General features: G+C 72.4%; 24 protein-coding genes. 11 read left to right on the top strand and 13 right to left on the bottom strand.

Going from position 1 to position 23827, the window contains the following annotated elements:
• Positions 1–100: 100 nt before the first annotated feature.
• Genes OHA21_RS13005 through OHA21_RS13035 form a run of 7 tightly spaced genes read left to right on the top strand, consistent with a single transcriptional unit; the run spans position 101 to position 5506 of the window.
• Positions 101–760, top strand: coding sequence for a glycosyltransferase family 2 protein (locus OHA21_RS13005; protein WP_328473630.1), 660 nt, complete (start codon positions 101–103; stop codon positions 758–760).
• Positions 757–1524, top strand: coding sequence for a TIGR04282 family arsenosugar biosynthesis glycosyltransferase (locus tag OHA21_RS13010; RefSeq protein ID WP_328473632.1), 768 nt, complete (start codon positions 757–759; stop codon positions 1522–1524). The genes OHA21_RS13005 and OHA21_RS13010 overlap by 4 nt, the downstream gene beginning before the upstream one ends.
• Positions 1521–2201, top strand: a complete 681-nt coding sequence (locus OHA21_RS13015; RefSeq protein ID WP_328473634.1) for a class I SAM-dependent methyltransferase — start codon at positions 1521–1523, stop codon at positions 2199–2201. The genes OHA21_RS13010 and OHA21_RS13015 overlap by 4 nt, the downstream gene beginning before the upstream one ends.
• A complete protein-coding gene (locus OHA21_RS13020) occupies positions 2198–3358 on the top strand; it encodes a molybdopterin-dependent oxidoreductase (protein ID WP_328473636.1) in 1161 nt (386 codons plus the stop codon). Before OHA21_RS13015 ends, OHA21_RS13020 begins: the two co-directional genes overlap by 4 nt.
• On the top strand, positions 3355–3774 hold the full coding sequence (locus OHA21_RS13025; RefSeq protein WP_328473638.1) for a hypothetical protein: 420 nt from the start codon (positions 3355–3357) through the stop codon (positions 3772–3774). Before OHA21_RS13020 ends, OHA21_RS13025 begins: the two co-directional genes overlap by 4 nt.
• A gap of 9 nt (positions 3775–3783) precedes the next feature.
• Complete coding sequence (locus tag OHA21_RS13030; RefSeq protein ID WP_328473640.1) at positions 3784–4479, top strand: response regulator transcription factor; 696 nt, start codon at positions 3784–3786, stop codon at positions 4477–4479.
• Entirely contained in the window at positions 4472–5506 is a 1035-nt protein-coding gene (locus tag OHA21_RS13035; RefSeq protein WP_328473642.1) for a sensor histidine kinase, read from the top strand. Before OHA21_RS13030 ends, OHA21_RS13035 begins: the two co-directional genes overlap by 8 nt.
• Here the strand turns inward: OHA21_RS13035 and OHA21_RS13040 are convergent.
• The 6 genes from OHA21_RS13040 to OHA21_RS13065 all read right to left on the bottom strand — a co-directional run bounded on the left by OHA21_RS13040 (position 5490) and on the right by OHA21_RS13065 (position 12990).
• A complete protein-coding gene (locus tag OHA21_RS13040; protein ID WP_328473644.1) occupies positions 5490–5729 on the bottom strand; it encodes a BON domain-containing protein in 240 nt (79 codons plus the stop codon). The genes OHA21_RS13035 and OHA21_RS13040 overlap by 17 nt on opposite strands.
• A gap of 270 nt (positions 5730–5999) precedes the next feature.
• Positions 6000–7586 carry a hypothetical protein gene (locus OHA21_RS13045; protein WP_328473646.1) on the bottom strand — a complete coding sequence of 529 codons (1587 nt, stop codon included), beginning with the start codon at positions 7584–7586 and terminating at the stop codon, positions 6000–6002.
• Positions 7583–8473 carry an ABC transporter ATP-binding protein gene (locus OHA21_RS13050; RefSeq protein WP_328473648.1) on the bottom strand — a complete coding sequence of 297 codons (891 nt, stop codon included), beginning with the start codon at positions 8471–8473 and terminating at the stop codon, positions 7583–7585. The genes OHA21_RS13045 and OHA21_RS13050 overlap by 4 nt, the downstream gene beginning before the upstream one ends.
• Positions 8474–8589: 116 nt before the next feature.
• Positions 8590–10662, bottom strand: coding sequence for a galactose oxidase-like domain-containing protein (locus OHA21_RS13055; RefSeq protein WP_328473650.1), 2073 nt, complete (start codon positions 10660–10662; stop codon positions 8590–8592).
• A 144-nt stretch (positions 10663–10806) separates the two neighbouring features.
• Positions 10807–12570 (bottom strand): NAD-binding protein, encoded by a 1764-nt coding sequence (locus tag OHA21_RS13060; protein WP_328473652.1) that lies wholly within the window; start codon positions 12568–12570, stop codon positions 10807–10809.
• A gap of 33 nt (positions 12571–12603) precedes the next feature.
• Positions 12604–12990, bottom strand: coding sequence for a DUF6394 family protein (locus OHA21_RS13065; RefSeq protein ID WP_328473654.1), 387 nt, complete (start codon positions 12988–12990; stop codon positions 12604–12606).
• Positions 12991–13055: 65 nt separating this feature from the next.
• On the opposite strand from OHA21_RS13065, the gene OHA21_RS13070 reads away from it, so the two are divergent.
• Positions 13056–13997: an aminoglycoside phosphotransferase gene (locus tag OHA21_RS13070; protein ID WP_328473656.1), complete on the top strand. Its 942-nt coding sequence runs from the start codon at positions 13056–13058 to the stop codon at positions 13995–13997.
• Between the two features lie 140 nt (positions 13998–14137).
• Here OHA21_RS13070 and OHA21_RS13075 read toward each other — a convergent pair whose 3' ends face one another.
• On the bottom strand, positions 14138–15046 hold the full coding sequence (locus OHA21_RS13075) for an oxidoreductase (RefSeq protein WP_328473658.1): 909 nt from the start codon (positions 15044–15046) through the stop codon (positions 14138–14140).
• A gap of 93 nt (positions 15047–15139) precedes the next feature.
• On the opposite strand from OHA21_RS13075, the gene OHA21_RS13080 reads away from it, so the two are divergent.
• Positions 15140–15709, top strand: coding sequence for a TetR family transcriptional regulator (locus OHA21_RS13080; protein WP_328473660.1), 570 nt, complete (start codon positions 15140–15142; stop codon positions 15707–15709).
• Between the two features lie 48 nt (positions 15710–15757).
• On the opposite strand, the gene OHA21_RS13085 is transcribed toward OHA21_RS13080, so the two are convergent.
• Entirely contained in the window at positions 15758–16759 is a 1002-nt protein-coding gene (locus OHA21_RS13085) for a LacI family DNA-binding transcriptional regulator (RefSeq protein ID WP_328473662.1), read from the bottom strand.
• A gap of 58 nt (positions 16760–16817) precedes the next feature.
• Between OHA21_RS13085 and OHA21_RS13090 the strand changes: the two genes are divergently transcribed.
• Positions 16818–17639: a phytanoyl-CoA dioxygenase family protein gene (locus OHA21_RS13090; RefSeq protein WP_328473664.1), complete on the top strand. Its 822-nt coding sequence runs from the start codon at positions 16818–16820 to the stop codon at positions 17637–17639.
• On the opposite strand, the gene OHA21_RS13095 is transcribed toward OHA21_RS13090, so the two are convergent.
• Genes OHA21_RS13095 through OHA21_RS13110 form a run of 4 tightly spaced genes read right to left on the bottom strand, consistent with a single transcriptional unit; the run spans position 17623 to position 20903 of the window.
• Positions 17623–18591, bottom strand: coding sequence for an endonuclease/exonuclease/phosphatase family protein (locus OHA21_RS13095; RefSeq protein WP_328473666.1), 969 nt, complete (start codon positions 18589–18591; stop codon positions 17623–17625). The genes OHA21_RS13090 and OHA21_RS13095 overlap by 17 nt on opposite strands.
• 29 nt (positions 18592–18620) lie before the next feature.
• Entirely contained in the window at positions 18621–19100 is a 480-nt protein-coding gene (locus tag OHA21_RS13100) for an NUDIX hydrolase (RefSeq protein WP_328473668.1), read from the bottom strand.
• Positions 19097–19609, bottom strand: coding sequence for a DUF402 domain-containing protein (locus tag OHA21_RS13105; RefSeq protein WP_328473670.1), 513 nt, complete (start codon positions 19607–19609; stop codon positions 19097–19099). Before OHA21_RS13105 ends, OHA21_RS13100 begins: the two co-directional genes overlap by 4 nt.
• A 25-nt stretch (positions 19610–19634) precedes the next feature.
• Positions 19635–20903, bottom strand: coding sequence for a sialidase family protein (locus tag OHA21_RS13110; RefSeq protein WP_328473672.1), 1269 nt, complete (start codon positions 20901–20903; stop codon positions 19635–19637).
• Between the two features lie 137 nt (positions 20904–21040).
• Here OHA21_RS13110 and OHA21_RS13115 point away from each other — a divergent pair, with 137 nt between their 5' ends.
• Positions 21041–22582, top strand: coding sequence for a DUF4214 domain-containing protein (locus OHA21_RS13115; RefSeq protein WP_328473674.1), 1542 nt, complete (start codon positions 21041–21043; stop codon positions 22580–22582).
• A gap of 261 nt (positions 22583–22843) precedes the next feature.
• Here the strand turns inward: OHA21_RS13115 and OHA21_RS13120 are convergent, their stop codons facing one another.
• Positions 22844–23791 (bottom strand): phosphotransferase family protein, encoded by a 948-nt coding sequence (locus OHA21_RS13120; protein ID WP_328473676.1) that lies wholly within the window; start codon positions 23789–23791, stop codon positions 22844–22846.
• Positions 23792–23827: the final 36 nt, after the last annotated feature.

Here is a 23827-nt window from a genome sequence, read left to right on the forward strand (position 1 = left end):
GCAGCCTGCGGAGCCGATCCGTCAGCGGTTCGTAAGGACTGTCACGGGCGTTCGCGTTCGGTAAGAATTGGCGGCCCTGACCAGGGCTAACTTCCAGTCCATGACCGATGTGGTGTTGCCCTGCCTGAACGAGGCCGCCGCCCTGCCGTGGCTGCTGGCCCGGATGCCGGACGGCTACCGGCCGATCCTGGCCGACAACGGTTCCACCGACGGCTCCCGCGAGGTGGCCCGCCGGCACGGCGCCCGGGTGATCGAGGTCGCCGAGCGCGGCTACGGCGCCGCGGTGCACGCCGGGATCCTCGCCGCCGATCCGGTCGACGGCGTGGTGTGCGTGCTCGACGCCGACGGGTCCTTCGACCCGGCGGAGCTGCCCCGGCTGGCCGGCCCGGTCCGGGCCGGCGACGCCGACCTGGTGTGCGGGCGCCGCCGGCCGACCAGCGCCCGGGCCTGGCCGGCGCATGCCCGGGCCGGCAACGCGGTCCTGGCCCATCGGGTACGCCGGGCCACCGGCCTGCCCGTGCACGACATCGCCCCGATGCGTGCCGCCCGCCGCGACGCCCTGCTCGCCCTCGATCTGCGCGATCGGCGCTGCGGCTACCCGCTGGAGCTGCTGCTGGGCGCGGCCCGGACCGGCTGGCGGGTGCGGGAGGTCGACGTCGCGTACCGGCCGCGGGCCGCCGGAACGCGGTCGAAGGTGACCGGCACGCTGCGCGGCACCCTCGTCGCCATCCACGACATGCGGGCGGTGCTGGCCCGATGATCCAGCTGCTGGTGATGGCGAAGGCGCCGGTGCCCGGACGGGTGAAGACCCGGCTCTGCCCGCCCTGCACCCCGCAGACCGCAGCGGCGATCGCGGCCGCCGCGCTCGCCGACACGCTGCGCACCGCGATCGGGGTTCCGGCTGTGCGGCGCACGCTCGTGCTCGACGGCGACCACCCGGTCCCGCTCGGCTGGGCGTGCGTGCCCCAGCGCGGCACCGGCCTGGGGGAGCGGCTGGCGGCCGCGTTCGCCGACACCGCCCTGCCCGGGGTGCCGTCGCTGCTGATCGGCATGGACACGCCCCAGCTGACCGGCCGGATGCTGCGGGACGCGGCCGCACAACTGTGCCGCACCCCGGCAGTGCTGGGTCCGGCCGACGACGGCGGCTGGTGGGCGCTGGGCCTGCACGACGCCACCCACGCCGCGGTGCTGCCGCAGGTGCCGATGTCCACCGCGACGACCGGCGAGCACACCCTGGCAGCGTTGCACGGCCGCGGTCTGCGCCCGGCCCTGCTGCCGCGCCTGCGCGACGTCGACACCGCCGCGGACGCTGTCACCGTCGCGGCGGCCTGCCCGCCGGGCGCCCGGTTCCCGGCCGCCGTGGCCCGGTGGCTGCCGGCCGGCAACACCGGAAAGCCACCGGCCGTCGTCGCCCGGCCGATGACCGGCGGCCGCACCGGGAAGCCGCCCGCCGCTGCCACCCTGCCGATGACCAGCACCAACGCGGGGAAGCCGCCGTCGATGGCCGGGGGTGAGACGCTGTGAACCAGGCGCTCACCGCCTGCCCGCCCGGCGAGCAGGCCGCACTCGACCTCTACGACAGTGCCCTGCTGCGGGCCGTCACCGGCGGGGAAGCGCAGCTGGTGATGCGGGCGCCGGACGGCCGTGAACACCGGGTGGACGCCGCCGCGTGGTGCCGGGCCGCCCGTCCCGGCGATCGCGGACTGCTCGAACGCTGCACCGGCGCGACCCTCGACGTCGGCTGCGGTCCGGGCCGGCTCACCGGCGCCCTGCTGCGCCGTGGCCGGCCGGTGCTCGGCATCGACGTGAGCGCGGCGGCCGTACGCCTGACCCGCGCGCGCGGCGCCCCGGCCCTGCGCCGCGACGTGTTCGCGCCGGTGCCCGGGCACGGCCGCTGGGAGCACCTGCTGCTCGCCGACGGCAACCTCGGCATCGGCGGCGACCCGGCCGCGCTGCTGCGGCGCTGCCGTGACCTGCTCGCCGCGCACGGCCGGCTGCACACCGAAGTGGAACCGCCCGGCACCGGCAGCTGGTCCGGCCCGGCCACCCTGCACGACGGTGCCGGCAGCTCAGGCGCGCCACTTCGCTGGGCGCAGGTCGCCGCCGACGATCTGGCGCCCCTGGCCCACGCCGCGGGCCTGCACATCCGTACGAGCTGGACGGAGGCCGGCCGATGGTTCACGACCCTGGCTCCCGCGTGAGCCGGACCCTGACCTGGCTCACCGAGCCACCCCGGCGCGGGCCGCTGCGCCCCGGCGCCTTCTCGTCCCCGCTGCGCTCGGCCCGGCTGACCAGCCTGCTCGGCATCGCGCTCGCCGTCGCGTTCGGGATCTGCTTCGTCACCGGTGTGCTCAGCCACCTGATTCAGCAGCCGCCCGGCTGGTTCCGGTGGCCGTCGCGCCCGGCCGGCCTTTACCGCTTCACCCAGGGCCTGCACGTGGCGACCGGCCTGGCGGTCGTGCCGCTACTCGGCGCGAAACTCTGGTCGGTCTACCCGCGGCTGTTCACCTGGCCGCTGCTGCGCGGCGCGGCGCACGCCGCCGAGCGGCTGTCGGTCGCCGCGCTGGTCGCGGCGGCACTGTTCCAGGTGGTCAGCGGCATTCTGAACACGGCCTACTGGTACGCGCCGATGCCGTTCTTCTTCACCGCCGCGCACTACTGGGTCGCCTGGCTCGCCATCGGCGCGCTCCTGGTGCACATCGGCGTGCAGCTTCCCGCCGTGCGGCGCGCCGGGCCGCCTGTACCCGGGGAGACGGTCGGGCGCCGCCAGGTCCTGCTGGCGGCCGGCGCGGCAGCCGGGGTCATCACGATCGCCACCGTCGGCCAGACCGTCCGCCCGCTGGCCGCCGTCTCCGTGCTCGCGCCACGGCGTCCCGGCACCGGACCGCAGGGACTGCCGGTCAACCGCACCGCAGCTGCAGCCGGGGTCCAGGAGTCCGCGATGGACCCCGCCTACCGCCTCACCGTCACCGGCTTCGGCCGCAGCGTCGAGCTGAGCCGCGCCGACCTGGCGGCTCTGCCGCAGCACACCGCGGTCCTGCCGATCGCCTGCGTGGAGGGCTGGAGCGCGGTCGGCACCTGGTCCGGGGTACGGCTGCGCGACCTCGCCGCTCTCGTCGGCGCCGACCTCGCCGGATGCGAGGCCCAGGTGGAGTCCCTGCAGCCGGCCGGCCGGTACCGCACGTCGGTGGTGGCCGGCCCGCACCTGGCCGACGGCGCCACCCTGATCGCGCTGCGGCTCGGCGGCGAGGACCTGGCACTCGACCACGGCTACCCGGCCCGGCTGATCGCGCCGAACCGGCCCGGCGTCCTGCAGACCAAATGGGTCGACCGGATCACGCTGCGGAGCGTCCGGTGAGACGTGCGCTCATCGCCGCCGGTGCGCTGACCATGGCGTACGCGCTGATCGGCGCCGTCACCGACAGCGACGTCGACCACCTCGGCGTGCTGGCGTTCCTGCTCGCCGTCCTGCTGCTGCACGACGCCGTGTTCCTGCCGCTCCTGCTGGCCGCCGGCGCCCTGATCCGCCGCGTGATCCCGTCCGGCTGGCAGGCCACGGTCCGCACGGCGGCCGCCGTCGACCTGGCCGTCGTCGTGGTAGCGCTGCCACTCGTGCTGGGCTTCGGAAGATCGCCGGGCAACCCCAGCGTGCTGCCTCGCCCGTACGCCGCCGGTCTGCTCCTGACCCTGGCCGTGTGCACCGGGACCGTCCTGGCGTGCCGTAAGAAAATCGAAAGATCGCCGGGCGGGCGCCGCAGGCGCCCGAGTGAGTAACCTCCGAACGTGACCCACCAGGTACTCGTCGTCGACGACGACCCGACCGTCAGTGACGTCGTGCGCCGCTACCTCGAGCAGGACGGCTGCCGGGTGCGGCTGGCCGCCGACGGTCTCGCCGCGCTCGCCGCCGTCGACGCCGAACGCCCCGACCTCGTCGTGCTCGACCTGATGCTCGGCGGCCTCGACGGTCTCGAGGTGTGCCGGCGCCTGCAGCGCGAGCAACCCGGCCTGCCGGTCGTCATGCTCACCGCGCTCGGCGAGGAGAGCGACCGGGTGCTCGGCCTGGAGGTCGGCGCCGACGACTACGTGACCAAACCGTTCAGTCCGCGCGAGCTGGTCCTGCGGGTGCGGTCGGTGCTGCGCCGTACGGCGCCGGCCGCGACGCCGCGGCCCGCCCTGCTGCGCGACGGCGCGCTGAGCGCCGACACCGGCCGCCGCACCGCCGAACTGGACGGCCGGCCACTCGCCCTGACGGTACGCGAGTTCGACCTGCTGGAGTTCCTGATGCGCAACCCGGCCCGGGTGTGGTCGCGCGCCGAGCTGCTCGACCGGGTGTGGGGCTGGAACTTCGGCGACCAGTCCACCGTCACCGTCCACGTGCGCCGCCTGCGCGAGAAGATCGAGCCGGACCCGGCCGCGCCCACCCGGCTCGTCACCGTCTGGGGCGTCGGCTACCGCTACGAACCGGCCGGCCATGCGTGACATCGTCCTGATCGGCCTGTACTCGCTGGCCGCCGGCACCGCGGTCGGCCTGCTCGGCGCCGCCGCGCTGCGCCTGCTGCGCGGACGTTCGATCACCGTGCACGTCTGCGCCCTGCTGGCCATCACCGTGGCCGCGGTCGTCGCCGGGGTGGTCACCGTCTGCAAGGCCATGTTCCTGTCCAACCACGACCTGCAGGTCGTGCTCGTCACCGTCGGCGCGTCCGCGGTGGTCAGCCTGGCGCTCGGCACGGTCTTCGGCCGCCGGCTCGCCGCCGCCGCGATGTGGGCCGCGCAGGCCCGAGACCAGGAACGGCGCATGGAGGCCGGCCGCCGTGACCTGGTCGCCTGGGTGTCGCACGATCTGCGCACCCCGCTGGCCGGGATGCGGGCGATGACCGAGGCGCTGCAGGACGGCGTCGTCGCCGACCCGCAGACCGTCGCCGACTACCACCGGCGGATCCGCGCCGAGACCGACCGGATGAGTGGCCTGGTCGACGACCTGTTCGAACTGTCGCGCATCCACGCCGGCACCCTGCGGCTCACCCCGACCGAGCTGCCGCTGGCCGACATCGTCTCCGACGCCGTCGCCGCGGTCGTCCCGCTGGCCGGCAGCCGCGGCATCCGGGTGCTGGCCACCGAGAAGAACTGGCCCACCGTCACCGCCGGCGCCGCCGAACTCAACCGGATCCTGAACAACCTGCTCACCAACTCGCTGCGCTACACCCCGGCCGACGGCAGCATCCGCATCGACGCCGGCCGGGACGCAGGCACGGTCTGGTTCGCGGTGTCCGACAGCTGCGGCGGCATCCCGGACGACGACCTGCCGCGGGTGTTCGACGTGGCGTTCCGCGGCAGCCGGGCGCGTACCCCGGAGGCCGCCGGCGGCGGCGGGCTCGGCCTGGCCATCGTGCGCGGCCTGGTGGAAGCGCACGGCGGCCAGGTGCACGCCCGCAACATCACCGGCGGCTGCCGATTCGAGGTACGCCTACCCGCGCTCGCCGCCGCGACCGTCACTCACCGCCGGTGACCTCCCCGGGCGGTACGACGCCGAGGTCGCTGCACACGTCGTGCACGCCCGGCGTGGACCAGGCGAGCTGCCGGATCATCTTGCGCGCCTCGGTGGACGGGACGTCCCCCGACAGGATCACCACCCGGTTCTGCACCTGGATCGTGAGGTGACCGCCGCGGATGTGCGGGTTGCTGAGCACCGACGCCGCGACCACCTCCGCGATCAACTCGTCGGTCGACATCCCCAGAGAACAGTCCGCCGGCTCGGACCAGTCGTCGGGATTCTCAGGGAGCGAGTGCATGAGCGTGGCCTCCGGTGTCGCCGAATCAGGCACAGGACGGCGACCAGCCTGCTCGACCCACGTGGCGAGCGGTCCGCGACCGTATGACAGTTCCGTGACGGTTCAGCCGTTTCGGTGGCATTGTCGTACCACCGTCACGCGTCTGCGGAACGGTGGTGCGCCGCAGCCGAACCCGGGTGAATCGTCGTCGCCGCATCGGGCGGCGTGCTGTCACCCACTCAGATCGCGGATTCGGTAACCCTGCACGCCGGCCGCGGCGAGAACCGCGCCGATCACGAGCATGACCACCGCCGCGGTCACGCCGACCGGGGCCAGCGGGACGGGCGCGAGGTGCGCGAACGGGGAGAGGTCGAGGACCCAGCCCGGTGCGCCGGCGCTGTCAGCGACGATCTGCAGCAGGAACGCCCCGGTGGTGGGCAGCACGCCGATCGCCGCCACGGCGCGCGGGGCGTACCCGGTCGCGAACACGGCCGCGCCGAGACTGAGCATGGCCACCGGCAGGACGTTCCAGGTGCCCCGCAGCGCCGCGCCGGCGGTCAGGCCGCCGCCGGCGGCAGTGACGCCCGCCCAGACGGCCAGCGCGGCAACGGTGACCAGCGCGGCCATGCCGGACGCGGTCGCGGCCGCTTCGGCGCCGAGCAGACGCACCCGGCTGACCGGTTGGGCGGCGATCAGGGTGAGACGCCGGTCGGACTCGGCAGCGACGAAGGTGCCCATCCGGATCGCGGCGAACGCGCCGACGGGCAGCGCCAGGACCGCGAAGATCGCGGCGGTGAACCCCTCGACCCGGTCGAGGCTGCCGAATCCGGCCTGCCCGGCCATCTCGCTGACGGTCGTGTTCTGCGCCATGAATGCGGTGACCGATACCGCGGTCAGGCCGATCAGCAGGAAGTAGGCGAGCACGCCGGCGGTCCAGGCCAGCAAGGGCAACAGCATGCGGCGTACGGCGAACGCGTGCACCCCGCCGAGCAGCCCCCGGTTCGCCCGGCCGCCGGCGCCGGCGGTGAGCAGACCGCCGGCGGCGTCGCGTCGTCCGGCGAGCCACAGTGCCGCGGCACCCGTACCTGCGGTGACCAGCAGCAGCACCACCAGCGGCAGTACGCGGTTCTCGCCGTACGGTGAACTGATCTCGATGAGCCCGAGCGGGGAAAGCCAGCGCAGCCAGGCGAGCCCGGTGACGCCGTCGCCGGCCATCCGCAGCAGCAGGGCGCCGCCCAGCACGCCCACCGCCGCGCCGGAGGCCGTGGCGCGGGCGGCGAACAGCTGGGCGGCCAGCGCAGCGGTGGCCGCGCTGAACAGCCCGATCAGGCCGATCCCGGCGCCGTGGAGCAGCGCGCCGAACGGCCGGTCGGCGGTCAGTGACAGTGCCGCGGTGACGGCAGCTCCGGTCAGGACCGCGACCGCGGCGACGACGGTCAGATGCCGTGCGGTCAGGGTCCGCAGAGCGACGCGGCCGGCGAGCAGCAGATCCCATCGACCGGCCTCCTCCGCGCCGCGGGTGATGCGGGTGACGGTGAGAATCGCCCACGTGCCGAGCAGGATCGCGACGGGAGTGCCGGCGCGCCAGACGGTGAAGCCGCCGGCGTGGTCCAGAGCCACCGGATTCCCGAACAGGGTGCGGATGGCCGGATTGCCGGCGATGTTCCGCAGGCCCGCGGCAGCGGCCGGGTCGGCCGTCACGCCGGCGTGGGTCGCCGCGATGACCGCGGTCATCCCGGCCGAAATGCCCAGCACGATCAGCGATCCCGGCCAGACCTGCCGGACCGCGAGCCGGTTGATCGCCGGAGCGGCGTTCATCGCAGGGCCTGGTGTCCGTAGTAGTCCAGGAAGATCTCCTCCAGGCTCGGTTCGCGGATCGACACACCGGTGACGTCGGCGTCGGCGAGCGAACGCAGGGCCGGCGCCGGCGGCCCGACCAGGGTGAATCGCAGACTGTGATCGGCGCTCACGACGTCCTGCACGCCGGGGATCCCGGCCAGCCGCGGCGCTGTGCCGGTGTAGGCGACGGTGACCTCGCGGCGGTGCAGGGCGCGCAGCTCACCGACGGCGGCCACCTCGATGAGCCGCCCGGCGCGCAGGATGCCGATCCGGTCGCAGAGCGCTTCGACCTCGGCGAGCTGGTGCGAGCTGAGAAAGACGGTCTGGCCGCGCTCCCGGGCGTGCCGGACGGCGGTGCGGAATTCGCGTTCCATCAACGGGTCCAGGCCGCTGGTCGGCTCGTCGAGCACCAGCAGCGGCGCCCGGGTGGCGAACGCGGCGACCAGCGCGACCTTCTGCCGGTTGCCGGTCGAGTAGGCCCGGGCCGGCTTCGACGGGTCCAGCTGGAATCGTTCGACCAGCTCGTCACGGTAGCCGCGGTCGACGCCCGGACCGGTCGCCGCCAGCAGCTCCAGATGCTCGCCACCGGTCAGCCGCGGCCACAGCGCCACATCGGCGGGCACGTACGCCACGCTGCGGTGTGCCCGTACGGCATCGCCGGCGTCGACGCCGAACAGGTGGGCGTGCCCGGTGGTCGGGCGGGCCAGCCCGAGCAGCATGCGGATGGTGGTGGACTTCCCGGCGCCGTTGGGCCCGAGGAACCCGAACACCTCACCCGCCGCGACGTCCAGATTGAGATCGTCGACGGCGGTCAACCGTCCATACCGCTTGGTCAGGTGGACTGCACGCAGCGCGACATCGTCCATGACGGGTGTGCCTTTCCGGTCGCAAACGGATCATGACCGCCGACCAGACTTCCCGGCACACCTGTCGTCACCGTACTCCCGCGGTTGCGGGGACGGTAGAGGCGATCACGTGGCGGCTACCAGGTCCACTTCTGCAGCGTGCTGCCGTTGCAGGTGGCGAGCTGGATCACCGCGTTGTTGGCCGGGGACGCCGCGGCCAGGCACAGCGTGGTCCGGGCGATCGGCCGGATCGTGCCGTCCGCCGGGAACTGCCAGGTCTGCGAGGCCGTGTTGTTGCACGTGTACGCCCAGATCCGCTGACCCGCCGCGAAGTTGCCCTGCGGCACGTCCAGACAGTTGCCGAGGACCCGCACCGAGTTGTCGGACGGTAGCCGGGTCAGCGCCTGCGCCTTGCTGTTGTTGCACGTGTACGCCTGCAGGTACGTCCGGATCGCCAGCGCCGACGACGGCACGTCGACGCACCGGCCGGTGCTGTTGCGCACCGGGCTCAGCAACGGGTTCGGTCCGCGCGCGACCTGGACCATCTTCGCCACCGAGGGGACGCCCGCGGCGTCCACGATGAACAGCATGTAGTAGCCGGGCGGCGCCACCCCGCCGGTGGGCGGCCCGGTGACCGTCAGCGTCGTCCCGGACGCGGTGAATCGCAGCGGGACGTAGCGTTGCCCCTGGTCCACGCCGTGCGTGACGTCGCTGAGCCCGACCAGCCCGACCTTGCGGATGTCGGCCGCCTGCTCCGACGAGATCGTGAACGTCGTGTTGATGCCGATCCCGGCCGGCGCCGCCGCGATGACCGGCCGGGTCGCGAGTTCGCCGTCGGCGCCGTACAGATACGGCGGGCTGAAGTACTCGACGTTCTTCTCCAGGTATCCGACCTGCATGCAGACCTTGCAGACCCCGCCGCCACCGGTCATCACCCGGCCGTCGGGCAGCAGCACCGCGGTCGAGTGGTACTGCCGGATCCGGCTCGCCCCGGCGAGCACGGTCCATTCGCCGGTCGCCGGATCCCAGCGCTCCGCCGTGGTCACCGCACTGGCCAGATCGACCAGGGTGTTGCCCGCCGCGCTGGTCATGCCGCCGGTCGCCAGCACCGAGCCGTCGGCGAGCACGGTCAGATTGTGCTGGCGGCGCCCGGCCGACATCGGCCCGGTCGAGGTGACCGCCGGAACCAGCCTGGTGTTGCTGTCGAGCACGACGGCGCTGCGGGTGGGCACCTGCGCGAGCCCGTCCTCGGTGACGTTGCCGCCGCCGGCCACGATCGTCTTGCCGATGTCGTAGGTGGCGAAGCTGCCGTAGTCGCGGGCGATCCCGTCGCGGGTGCTGGTGCCGGTGGTCGCCCCGTTCCCGGCCGTGTTGACGGTCCACCCGGCGTTGAACGGGCCGAACAGCCCGACCTGGGTGTCCGGGCGCGACCCCAGGAACGGGTACACCCGGGCGCTGTACTTGGTGAATCCGGTCAGCGCGCGGATCGCGCCGTTGTTCTGGTACACCTCGGCGGTCGCCGGGCCACCGCCGATGATGACCCCTTCGCCGTTGGCCGTCGCCGCCACCGACGGATACCAGCGGGCGGCGGCCATGTCGTTGCCGCGCGTCCACGTCTCGGTCTGCCAGTGGAAGACGTAGGTCCGGACCGTTCCGGCGAGTTGCGCGTTGGCGTTTCCGCCGGCTATCAGAATGTTGCCGTTCGGCAGGTGCGCGAAGCCCGCGCAGAAGATGTTGCTGCCCATCAGATCGACGCGTTTTTCGGTGTTGTCGACCGGATTCCAGACCGCGGCGCGGGTGTACGTGTGATTCGGGTACGTCTCGCTCGCGTTGTCGCCGACCGAGTCCCAGATCAGCACCTTGCCGTTCGGCAGCACCGCCGAGAACACCGGGACGACCGGCGTCAGCGTCACCGGACTCCACGCGCCCGACAATTCGGGATCCGCGTCCACGGCCCGCCTCGACCGCGTCGTACCGGGGCGGATGCCGGTCTCGCGCTGGATCCGCTGCGCGTTGGCGGTGGTGTTCTGCTCGATCACCCGCATCGGGGTGCCCACGAGATCCTCGGCCAGATGCTCGGCGTCGTGGTCGTGGCCGACGTGGTGCGCGTGCGTCACGGCCGGCGGCGCGGCCGGAGCGGTGGCAGCGGTGAGCGAGGCGCCGAAAAGAAATGCGACCGAGAAGAGGCCGGACAACAAATGCGTACGCATGACGGCATTCCCTCCCCGCGCAATCCCGCATATCGGAGGTCATGAATGGGCTGACCGATGGTGCCACCATAGCCCTCACTTTGGCCGCCATCAATGCGGTATTGCGTCGCCGTTCGGGTGAACACGATCGGCCGATCGGCCACCTCAGCCGGCGCGGGGCGTGCGGCTCAGCCGCTGCCAGATCCAGCTCGACGGCACCCGCCGGCCGTACAGGACGTACTGGCTGACCGCGTCGATCGTCAGCGTGTCCAGCAGCGCCCGCCGGTCCCACGGCTGCCCGGCGAACAGAATCTGATCGCCGGCCCGCAGCTCGTCGCCGTCGGCAGGCCCCAAGGCGACCTCGCCGTCGCGCATCACCAGCAGCGGCACGATGTCCAGACGCTGGTCCCGGTCGTCGGGGTGGCGCAGCAGGTCACCGATCGTCGCCGGCCCGCCGCCCAGCCACCGGGTCAGCGCCGGCGCGTCGTGCTCGTCCACCGTCGTACGCCACAGCCCCTGCAGCCGGCGGCCGCACCGCTTGTGCAGCCGCTCGATCATGGCTTCCGCCCACTGATCGCCGAGCGCCGGCATGTCGCGCAGGAACCGCCACAGCAGCGGGGTGCTCAGCTGCGCGTAGATCTCGTGCGCGGTCACCTCGGCCGGCACCAGCAGCGAATCGACCCGCATGGCGGCGAACAGCGGCGCTGTCTCCGGCCGGTTCTGCCGCGACGCGACGAACAGCTCCGGATTGATCCGGCGGGCGGCGGCGACCAGCGACAGATTGGTGGTGTCGTTGTCGGTGCCGGCCACGAACCCGACCGCGTCGCCGAGGTCGGCGCGGGCCATCACACTCGGCTCGGAGCCGTCGCCGACCACCACCCACGGCTCGTCGGCGGTCGTCGCGTTGTCGATCACGGTGACGGTCAGGCCCTCCGCGCGCAGGTCCTCGGTGAGTTCGCGGCCGAACCGGCCGTACCCGCACAGCACCCAGCGGCCGGCCCGCGGCGGCTGCCCGCGCGGCGGCAGCTCCGCGCCCGGGCCGCTCTCCAGCCACACCATCAACTGGTACGAGGCGGGAGCGCGCAGGGCCAGCCGCAGGTGATCGCCGTACCGGTCGAACGCGTTGACCACGGTGGGGGAGCCGAACGCTGCCATCCGGTGCCCGACGGCCGGGGACACCGTGCGGGCGATCACCGGCAGGTCCGGGCGTACCAGGGCGGCCGTCATGCTGACCGCCAGGTTCACCTCGTCGTCGTCGGTCAGCGCCAGCACCCCCTCGCAGTACGGGTGGCCCAGCCCGGCATGCTCCAGCGTCTTCGGGTTGCGGGCGTCGCCGGCCAGCCCGGGCACGTCGGCGTGATAGGCCTCGATGTCCAGCGCGTCGACCCGGTCCGCGCTGGTGTCGACCACCACCAGGCGCCGGCCCAGCGCGTCCAGCGAGCGGCCCAGCAGCTGACCGGTCTGGCCGTACCCGGCGATCAGCAGGAACGGCTCGCGGATCCGGGCCACCGTGCGGGTGAAGCGTTGCAGGGCCAGGGCCTGCCGGAACGCCCGGTCCTGCAACAGCGTCAGCAGAGAGCCGATGGCGTACGCCCACCCGATCACGGTCAGGTAGATGCTCGCGATCACCCACAGCCGCTGCGCGCCGGTGAACGCGTGCGGGATCTCGCCGTACCCGATGGTCGTCGCCGTGTAGCTCATGAAGTAGAACGCGTCGAAGAACCCCATCCGCGCCGGCTGCCCGGCATCGTCCCGCCCCGGGATCAGGGTCAGCCCCAGCACACTGATCGCAAAGATCGTGATCAGTACGATCAGCGGCGCCCGCATCCGCCGCAGGATGAGGAACACCGTCGGCGGCCCCTGCACCGCCGCGGCGATCCGCGTCCAGCGCCGGGCCGCGCGGGGCCGGGCCTCGTCGCGGCCGATCATCCGCCGCACTCTCATCTCTCAGAGCCGCTTCTCTCAGCGCCGCTGGAACGAGACGGTCTCGATGACCAGCAGGACCACCGAGACGATGTTGGCCATCAGCGCGCCGCCGGACAGCGACACCACACTGGCCATCGACTCGCCGTCCAGGCCGGCCGCGGAGATCTGGGTGGCCCACGTCCAGGCCAGCGTCGCCGCGATCAGCTGCAGGTCGGCGACCAGGCTGGTGGCCAGGTGCACCGCGCCGATCTGGGTGCGGTCGCCGAACTTCAGCACGGTGGCGATCAGGTTCACCACGACGGCGGCGAACAGCTCGTACTCGTTGTGCAGGGTCGGGTCGTCGATGTCGCCGATGAAGAAGCCGAAGTTCAGCGTCGCGGCCAGCAGCACGAAGAACCCGAAGATCACCTTTTCCAGACTCATGGACGCTCCCGAATGTCGGACGCCTCACGCTACGTCCTGCGCGGAGCCGCCGCAGAATGGCGAGGGTGATCCGCCGCCCACGCCTGGCCGACGCGCCGCCCGGCGTCCGCGCGGCGGTCGAGGAACTGCTCGGCGGCCCGATCCGCACCGAGCACCCGGCCGATGCCGGGTTCACGCCGTCGATCGCCTCGGTCGTGGCCGGCGGCGGCGGGACCCGGCTGTTCGTCAAGGCCGGGCCCGCCGGCCTCGGTGACGCTGTGCAGGCCGGCGTGGTCCTCGCCGACGTGACCGGCGACCTCGGCCCACGGCTCGTCGGCTGCGCGGTGGTCGGGCCGTGGCGAGTGGCGGCCTACGAGGTCGTCGAGGGCGAAACGGTGACGCGATGGGAAAGCGCGGACCTGCCGCACGTTCTTGCGATGGTGCAACGCCTGCGGGACCTGCTGGATCCGTGCCCGATCGGCGGCACCTCGCCGTACGCGGAAGTGTTTGTGCCCCTGCTCGGCACCTGGCAGGCCCTGAACGGCGAGCCCGGCCACCGCCGCATCGCCGTCGACCATGTCCGCGGCCGGCCGCTGCCGGTGAACATTCCGATCCCGCTGCTCGCCGAACTGGAGCGAGGCTGGCTCGGCGCCCTCACCGGCGGCACCGCGCTGCACCACGGCGACCTGCGGCGCGACAACATCATCCGGCAGCCCGGCGGCCGGCTGCGGATCGTCGACTGGACCCATCTGTGGACGGCGCCCGGCTGGATGGACCTGATCCGGCTGGCGCCGGACCTCGCCGCGTGCGGGCACGACCCCGAACAACTCCTCCAGCGTTCCTGCTGGCAGGACGCCCCGGCACGCGACGTCGACGTGGCGCTCGCCGGGCTGGCCGGCCGCGCTTGGCGGGAGGGCCACCTGCCGGAGCTGCCGGACTTGCCGGGGCTGCGCCACATGCAACGGGAACAGGGCTCATGCCTGCTGCGCTGGCTGGAGTCGCGGCTGCCTCGCCGTCCACGACGGTGAGGTCGGAATCCTGGCCGCTGATCCGGGACCGATAGCCGGTGACGGCCACGATCTCGTGGCCGCGGCGCAGGGCTTCGGGGGGAGCAGCCAGTCGCCGACGCTGCCGGAGGTGGTGCCGGTCTTCAGGAAATTCGGCTGTGTCAGACGGTGAAGGTGACGCCGGTGAGGCGTTCGCTGTCGGCCCACAGGGTCGCGCCGGTGGCCCGGTCGTCGGCGCCGCGGGGGAGGCGGGCCGGTTTCGGGGTGCCGGAGTCCTGGCGGCGCCCGGCCGGGCCGATGAAATCGCCGCTGCGGACGCCGGGCTCGGTCGCCGCGTAGAGGGAGGGCCAGGCGGCGCCCTCGGGGGAGCCCATCGCCACCTTCGCCAGCAAACCCATCATGCGCCTGGCGACAGCGCCCTGTGTCTCCTGCTGCAGGTTGGTCATCGCCGCACCGGGATGCACCGCGACCGCGGTCATCGGGGTGCCGGCCAGCCGCCGGGCGAGTTCGACGGTGAACACGATGTTGGCCCGCTTGGACTTGGCGTAGGCGCCCATCGGCCGGTAGCGGCGTTCGCTCATCAGGTCGGTGAGCTCGCCGCTGGGCCACCGGGCGGCGATCGCGCTCACGGTCACCACGCGGGCCGCCGGCGCACGGCGCAGAGCGGGCATGACCTGGGCGGTGAAGGCGAAGTGCCCCAGGTGGTTGGTGCCGAAGGTCATCTCGAAGCCGTCGGCGGTGGTGCGGCGGTCCGCGATGTTCATGACGCCGGCGTTGTTGAACAGCAGGTCCAGCGGGCCGCCGTCGACGACCTGTTTCGCCGCGGTCCGGACCGAATGAAGATCACTCAGATCGAGCACGACAGTGTCGAGCTCGGCGCCGGGCACCCGGGCGCGGATCGCCGCGGCGGCGGAGGCGAGCCTGCTCGGGTCGCGCCCCGCCAGCACGACCCGGGCGCCCCGCCCGGCCAGCACGAGCGCCGTCTGCCAGCCGATTCCGCTGTTCGCACCGGTGATCAGGGCGACGCGCCCGGTCTGGTCGCCGATCTCTGCGGGGGTCCAGGATGCCATCGGAACTCCTTCGTAATGAACATTCATTCAATAGCGACGCTACGGCGGCCGGATCGGCTTGTCAAATGAACGTTCATTAGTAGGCTGGGTGGCATGCGGACCCGCGATCCCGAGACGAAACGCCGGCAACTGCTCGAAGCGGCCCTGGAAGAGTTCGCCGCCTACGGTGTGGCCGGCGCCCGCGTCGACCGCCTGGCCAAGCGAGCCGGCATCAGCGCCGGCCTGGTCTACTCGTTCTACAAGAACAAGGACGACCTGTTCGAGGCGGTCTTCGACCTGATCGTCGAGCAGACCGTCACCGCCGTCCCGATCGACGCCGACGACCTCGGTGAGTACGCCGGACGTCTCTACGACGCCGGCACGGCCCACCCGCACGTGCTGCGTTTCGTCGCGTGGTATCAGCTCGAGCGCGGCGATACGGCCTCCCGGCGGGCATCGACCGCGGCCGCGATGGCCGACAAGGTCGCCGTGATCGCGGACGCCCAGACCAGAGGCGTCGTCACCGACCGCATCGCCGCGCCGGAGATCCTCGCGCTCGTGCTGGCGCTGGCGAACATGTGGCAGCTACGCGAACCGGAATTCCTGGACCTGGTCGAGAGCGGCCGCCGCAGGGCCGCCGTGGTCGACGCCGTCCGCCACCTCACCCGTCCGGCGGCACCGTGACCAGCCCCCTGGTTGCGCAGCCGCGCTCGCCTTCCGATACGGGGATGGTCAAGCGGTGCTGGCCCGCAGTTCCAGGTGGTGGGCGATGAGATGGCGGGCCGGCGCCGGCGAGGCGCCGCTCAGCCGTGCGGTGAGGCAGTCCAGGGCGGCCCGGGCGATCGCCGGTTTGTCGGGAGACACGGTGGTCAGCGCCGGATTGGCGTACCGTCCGTCTTCGACGTCGTCGAAACCGGCGACCGCCAGGTCGGCCGGCACCCGCAGGCCGTGCGCGGTGGCTGCGTGCAGCGCCCCGAGGGCCAATTGATCGCTGAAACAGAACACCGCGTCGACATCGATCGCAGCGGCGAGTAGATCGCGCATGGCCGCTGCGCCGTCCGAGCGGTGCAGGTGCGCGACGGGGATCTCCAGGGCCGGGTCGTGCGGCAGCCCCGCCCCGGCGAGGGCCTGCCGGTAGCCGTCGAGCCGCCGCTGCGCGGTCCCGTTGCTCAGGTGCGGCTGCAACCCGATGGCGGCGATCCGGGTGCGGCCGGTTTCGATCAGGTGCCGGGTCAGTTCGCGGGCGGCGGCGACGTTGTCGATGACGACGTGGTCGAGCAGCCCGTCGGCGTCCTGCTCGCCGAGCAGCACCAGCGGCGCGGCGTCGGGGCGGCGGCGCAGGTCGGCGGGGGACAGGCCCCACGGGCTCATCACCAGGCCGTCGACGGCCTGACCGCGTACGCCGTCGAGCAGTTCGCGTTCGCGGCGGGCGTCGCCGCCGGTCTGCTGCACCAGCAGGGTCCAGCCGCGCTGTTCCGCCTCGTCGGCCAGGTGCCCGGCGAGCTCCCCGAAGTACGGCGAGGCGATCTCCGGGATGACCAGCGCGACCAGTCCGGACCGGCCGCCGCGCAGGTGCCGGGCGGCCGCGTTGGGTTGGTATCCCATCTCGTCGAGCACCCGCTGCACCCGCTCGCGGGTCTGCGGCGCGACCAGCGCGAAGCCGGAGACGACGTTGGAGACCGTCCGCACGGACACGCCGGCGCGCTCGGCGACCTGACGAAGATTCGCAGCCACGCGAACATGCTAGCGCCAGGGGTTGCAACGTGGCATGCCACGTTGCAACATGGGGTGCATGACGACTTCCCTCGATGCCCGCGAAGATGCCCGCAAAGCCATCTACACCGACGGCATCACCGCCCTGCGCGGCGCGTTCAGCGTCGACTGGGCCGACCGCATGCGCGCCGACATCGAGACCGCGTTCGCCGAGGCCAAGGACCGGCCGGGCGGCGCGGTCGGCCGCGGGCCGCACCGCTACTACGTGGAGATCCACCCCGAGCAGCTCAGCGGCTTCGTCGACCTGGTCACCCACCCGTGGGTGACGGCGGTCAGCGCCGCGGTGCTGGGGGAGGACTACAAGATCGTCGAGCTGGGCTTCGACATCCCGTTCGCCGGCGCGGTCAACCAGCCGTGGCACCGCGACTTCCCGATGCCCGAGGTCACCCGCACCGAGGGCCGGCTCAACTCGCTCGCCTTCAACCTGACCGGCGTGGACACCACCGAGGACATGGGCCCGTTCGAGATCGCCCCGGGCACCCAGTTCGACGACGACCCGTCGTTCGGGCACGGCATGTTCCCGCGCAAGACGCAGTACGGCCGGTATGAGGAGCGCGCCGTCCGCAAATACCCGAAGCGCGGCGACATCTCCGCCCGCTCAGCGCTGACCATCCACCGCGGCACGCGCAACTACTCGCAGTTCTCCCGCCCGGTGCTGGTGCTCGGCGTGGACGCCGCCGACGCCACCAACAGCGACAAGCACGACCTGGCCGTCACCGAGAAGTTCTGGGCGACGCTGCCGGCCGAGGTGCGCGACCACCTGGACTGCCCGATCGTCGAGAAGCTGACGCCGATCACCCAGAAGCACACCATCGAGGGCCTGGTCATGGGCGACGCGTAACGGGCAGCGTCAGCGCGGCGACGACCGCGCGATGGTCGGCGTTGCGCACCGCGTGCACCGACACGTCACGCACCCCGATCCGCTCGTCGACCAGCACATGGTCGATCGTCACCGGCGGAATCAGATCCCCGTCGTAAGGCCCCCAGCTGGCGATCAGCCCCGCACCCACCGCGTCGGCCGCGTCCCGGTAACCGGTGCCGATCAGCGCCCGCAGCTTCGCGTGATCCAGCGTCGCGTTGAAGTCGCCGAGCAGGATCCGCGGCACGCCGTCCGGGTCGGCCGGCAGTTGCTCGCGCAGGTCGGCGCTCCAGCCGTTGAGCACGCTGGGATGCGCCGGCGCGAGCGGATGCACCGACTCCACGAACACCGGGGCAGCGCCGGGCGGCGCGATCGTCGCGTACGCCTGCCGGAACCCACCATCGTTGCGGCGTGACCCCGCCTCGGTCAGCGGGTAGCGAGCATAGATCGCGGATCCGCTCGCCCCGTCCTCCGCCGCGAGCTGCTGATACGGCAGCAGCCCGGCGATCCCCGCAGCCCGCAGCGCCGCCTCGCCGTCCGCGGTGAACTCCTGCACCGCGAGCACGGCGACGTCCTCCTCCCGCACCAACCGCACGAGGTCCGCCGGATCAGCCGCCCCGAACCACATGTTCGCCGTCATCACCCGCACCGCCACACCGTCGGTCGGCCCCCGGTCGAGGTCCGGCACGGCACGCGGCAGCACGCACGCTGCCAGGCCGGCCACAGCGACGCCGGCAACCACGCTGGCCACCCACTGCCGCGCCGCCAGCGCCACCAATAGAGGGACCAAAGACCACACCGCGATGTACGGGGTGAAGGCCACAACCATCACCAGGACGCCCCGTTCGACGCCGAACACCCGTCCCACGCACCACACGAGTCCTGGCGCCGGCAACAACCAGAGCAGAACCCGTGGCGGCGCGATGATCATCATGGCGGGCACCGTAACCTGCCGCCGCCAGATCACAGGCTCAGCGGCACCGGGCGCCCGGGCACACCCCCGTCGATCAAGGCGGCCAGCGGCGTGGCCAGATCACGTGGCGAGAACAGGTCCGGCCCGCGATAACCGCGGATGTCACGAAGAGACCACCACCGCAGTTCGGTGATGTTCTCGGCGGCGAGCTCGTCGTCGGACAGGGAGCCGCGCGGCACGAATTCCGCGGCACGAACCAGGAAGTAATCATTGACCACGCCGTCGTGGCCCGGCACGCCGCCGAAGACCGCCTCCTGGTGCCACACGTGCGGCGGGCTGTCGACGGCGAGCCCGATCTCCTCCGCGAGCTCGCGGCGAAGGGCGGCCAGCGGCGTCTCGCCGTCCTCGACCCCTCCGCCGGGCGCCGCCCAGACGACGCGCCCCGGTAAATCGGGAAGGACATGACGGCACAGCAGGACCTCGTGCTGGTCCGTGAGGATGATCGCGCGAACGGAATGGCGGAGCTTCACCGGTCCAGGTGCTCCCACTGCGGGGTGACCACGAGGCCGGCCAGCGCGGCGATGGCGCGGGGCGGGAAGTCGGGCCAGCAGTCGCGCCGGGTGTCGTGCCGGCGGTTCAGGTGCCGATCGAGAAACAGCTGCGTACGGCGCAGCCCGTCCACGCCGGTGGCGGCGTCCAGGTCGCCGGCGGCGATCGCGTCGGCGTACTCGTCGAGGTCGAGCACCCGGTACGGATGGTCGGGCGGCCCGACGATCACGTCGATCCAATGGTCGTCGACGTGCACGGTGTGCCCCTCGTCGACGACTCGTACCAGGTCGCAGTACCACCAGCCGCGCTGGTGCTCCGGGAAGACGACCGGCTGGTTGATCTGGAACCCGGTGTCGAGCAGCACGAAACTGCGCTGCTCGCGCTCGGCGCCCTGCCAGGTGAAGCCCCAGTCGTAGACGACCGCGTCGCCGTCGCGGTAGCCGCGTGCGCGCACGGCGCCGTCGCGGATGACGGTCACGGGGGAGGGCATCCGCCGATCATGCCATCCGGCCGGGTCACGCGGCGGCCCGCAGCCACAGGTCACGGTTGCCGGCGATCAGCACCCGGCCGTCGTGCAGGGTGGTGACCGCCTGCGGCGGGGAGTCGCTGCAGCCCAGCTCGCCGCGCTGCCACCCGCCCGTCCCGTCGCCGAGCCACACGACACCGCAGTAGTCGTCGCGGCGGCCCTCCACGTACGGCCGGGAGTCGTCGACGGCCCCGACCACGACCACGGTCCCGCTGCGGTCGACCGTGACGTCGGCGACCCGGCCGGCGCCCATCCCGGCGGTCGGGACCGGCTTCCAGGTGACGCCGTCCGCGCTGCTCAACACGTACGGAATGTCCTGCTCTCCAGTCTCGGTCCGGTCCACTGCGCCGAACGCCAACCACCGCTCGCCGGCGCGCACGAGCCGGGTCAGCACCAGCTGCGGCGGCAGACCGTCGACGCTCGACACCGTCCATCTGCGGCCGCCGTCGACGGAGCGCCACACACCGACCGTGCCCCACCCGTACCCGATGGCCACCACGGTGTCGCCCTCGGCGGCCATCACCGCCAGCAGTTGCCGGCTGCCGGGCGCCGGGCCGTCGGCGGCCGGCAGATCGACCCGGCGCAGCGACTTCCTGCCGTCGGCGGAGACCAGGACCGCCGGAGGCGGGCCGGCCGACGTGGTCAGGTCGGCGTTGACGACGATGCGACCGCTGCGGGTCCGGACCAGGCCCCGGACCAGGCTGCGCGTACCGTTGCCCTCGAACCCGGCGGTGGACAGGTCGGCCCGGGCCAGCTGCTCGCGCTGCCCGTCGCGGTAACGAGTCAGACCGTCGCTCGCGGCGGCCAGGATGCTGCCCTCCGGTGTCACGAGCGCCGCGTCGGCGTTGATCCCGCCGCCCGGCCAGCCGTTGACCTGATCCGGCGGACCGTCACCGTTTCCCTGCCTGCCGTCCGGTGCCGGATCCAGTTGCAGCCGGTCGCAGGCCTGCGGCCCGGTCCAGTTCGCGGTCACCGCACGATGGCCGTTCAGGTAGTCGCCGAGCGCGAGCACGCAGTCCGCCGCCGGCAGCATGGCCCGCAGTCCGTCGCCCGGCGGCACCCAGTCCGAGGCGGACGGCCAGTCCACCGCGTCGGCGTGGCGCACGAAGCCCAGATCGGTGGCCGGCACCGTGCCGAGTCCGTTGCGGCCTTTCGTGTCGGCGGTCCAGCCGCCCGGCCCGGACTCCGCGACGGGCCGGTGACACGCGGCAGGGAGAAGCAGGATCGTCACGGCGATCAGGCGCAGCAGTCGGGACACGAAGGAGATCATGCCGGAGGTGTCGTGGTTCCATCACATGCCTGCCGCCGCCGCGGATCCGGTCCTACCGTGCCGATAGTGGCACCGGCGCGCCGCCTCCACCGGCATCGAATTCGTCTGACGGTAAGAGGCTCACCATGTGCGATGAAAGCGGTCAGAAGCACGAGCACGAGCTGTACCCACCACTCCCTCCCCGGATCGAGGAGGTGGCACGCCGGCTCGCGGAAATGGCAGTCACCGAGGACAACTACGCGACGATCCTGGAAACGATCTGCGGCGCGACCGACGACTCCCAGCCGGTCGAGCAGTACGACGGCACGCTCGGCGTGACCGTCCCGTTCGTCAGCGCCCACCAGGGCGCCGTCGGCCAGCTGCAGTGGAACGACGACCTGGCCCTGAAATACGTCGACGCCGGCAACGTGTCCGGCGTGCGCTGGTGCTCCGGCACCCTGATCACTGAGAACCTGTTCCTCACCGCCGGCCACTGCCTCGACAGTGTCCCGCGCAGCCCGAACAGCTGGCAGCTCCCGCTGGTCAACGGCACCAACACGGTGATCCCGTCCAGCGAGATCGTCACCAACATGCACGTCAACTTCAACTACCAGCTCGACGCGAACGGCACCCCGCGGCCCGAACAGCGGGTCGCCATCGCTGAGCTCGTCGAGCACCGGCTCGGCCAGCTCGACTTCGCCGTCATCCGGCTGGTCGGCGCGCCCGCGCAGCAGTTCGGCAGCACCGCAGTGGCCGACGAGGACTCCCAGCTGCAGGACATGGTCTGCATCATCGGCCACCCCGCCGGCCAGCGGAAACGCATCGAGGCGGGCCCGGTCACCGGCCTGGTCAACACCCAGATCCGGTACAACGACATCGACACGCTCGGCGGGAACTCCGGGTCGGCGATCCTGTCGCCGACCGGTGAGGTCGTCGGCGTGCACACCAACGGTGGCTGCACCACCGGGGGCGGGTTCAACTTCGGCGTACGCATCAGCAGCATCATCAACGCCTCCCCGACGATCCGGGACCTGGCGACCCGCGCCACCGAGAAGGAACGCGACTGGATCACCGCGCTATACGCCGACCTGCTCGCCCGCCAGCCCGACCAGCAGGGCCTCGACTTCTGGGTCGCCCAGCGCCAGTCCGGGGCGAGTATCCGCGACGTCGTGCAGGGTTTCCTGCGCTCGTCGGAGTACTGCACGATCGCCGCCTCCCGCATCTATGTGGAGATCCTCGACCGCCAGCCCGACGACCCGGGCCTGAAACACTGGACCGACCAGTTCGGCCGCGGCGTACCCCGGCACGACATCCTGGTCGGCTTCCTGGACAGCCCCGAGTACCGCAACAACCACCCGGTTCCCGACCACTTCGTGGAATCCCTGTACGGCAAACTCCTCGGCCGCGTCTCCGACCCGGCCGGCCGCCAGCACTGGATCAACGTCCTCAACAGTGGCACCAGCACCGCCGACGTGATCCGTTCGTTCCTGTTCTCCCCGGAGTACTGCACGCAGCGCATCACCGAGCTGTACGCCTTCCTGCTGGGCCGCGTCCCGGACGCGAACGGCCTCGCCCACTGGGTGGCCGTCATGACCAGCGGCACCCCGTTCCAAGAGATCCAGCACGGCTTCCTGGAATCCCCGGAATACCGGGCGCGCGCCCTGACCAGATTCGCCAACCCGGCCTGAGCCGCTGGCCCAGCACCGCAGAGACCGCCGGTGGATCAGGCAACCTCACCGGCGGCTCCGCGGAATCCCCGCCTGAAGAAACGCTTGCAGCGTCGCCGCCAGCGAGTCCCCTTGCTCGACCCGACCGGCGGAGTCCTCTGGCGGTGGTCGTGAGCGCGCCGGCGTATCGCGACTACGCCGACAGCCCCATCGGCCCCCAGGCCGCCCTGCGGGCTGCCGGGCATCGCAACCTCGCTCCAGAGAGCATCCGGCTGCGGCCGTCTAGGGACGGTCGAAGGTGGAGAGGGCGGTGAACCTGGCGTCCAGGTCATCGACCCACTCTGCCGGGGTGCGGTGGTCCGGCAAGGGGACTCCGGCCTCGGCCCGCCACAGGGCGTCGCCCAGGACGGTGCGCAAGTGCCAGGCCATGATCCGGTCGATGTCCAGCTTCGTGCCGGACAGCTGTTCGTATTGGGTTAGCGTCGCGGTGAACAGGGGGATGCCGCAGTCGCCGGGCAGGCATCGCAGGTCGAACTCGGGTTCGCCGGTGCCGGCGGTTTCCAGGTCTATGACGAGGCGCAGCCGCAGGGAGTCGCGGTCCCAGAGGTGGTTGTCGCCGTGGAAGTCGCCGTGCACCAGGACGGTCCGGGCCGGGGCCGCGAGGATGTCGTCGGTCCAGTCGCACCACGACAGCACCCGATCCCGCTGGCCGGGTCTGATCAGGGGGCCGAGCCGGGCGCGCAGGGTGTCCGTCGTGGCGTGCGCCGCCGGTTCGGGTAACGGGCCGATCGCCTCGGACACCGACTTCAGCACGGCGGGGTTGTGCAGGACGGCAAGGACGGTGGCCAGGTCACGCGCCACCTCAGGGTCGGCCGGGGTGATCAGGTGCCGGACGCCGAAGAACGGTGACGCCGGCGTCCGGCGGGTCACCAGCATCGCTGGTGAGTCGGACGCGGCCACCACCTCGGGCAGCGGCAGGCCCGGTGCGGACGTACGTAGCGCGTTCAGCACCCGCACCTGATGGCGGATCCGCTGCGCGGGCGGCTCGGCCCAGGCGAACTTCACCACGAACCGGTCGTCGACCACCGCGCTCGCTGTGCACCACTGCGGATCGTCGCTCGCCTCCAGCCCCCGGGTGACGATCGCGCCGTCAGCGAGTTTCGGGGCCACCACGCGCAGGCCGGCCCGCAGCGCGTCCACCGTGGGCTCGTCCAACCAGGTCAAGGTCACGCAACCAGCATGACCGGGGCCGGGCAGTTACGGTCA

Origin of the sequence: Actinoplanes sp. NBC_00393 (assembly GCF_036053395.1) — a bacterium.
GTDB lineage: Bacteria > Actinomycetota > Actinomycetes > Mycobacteriales > Micromonosporaceae > Actinoplanes.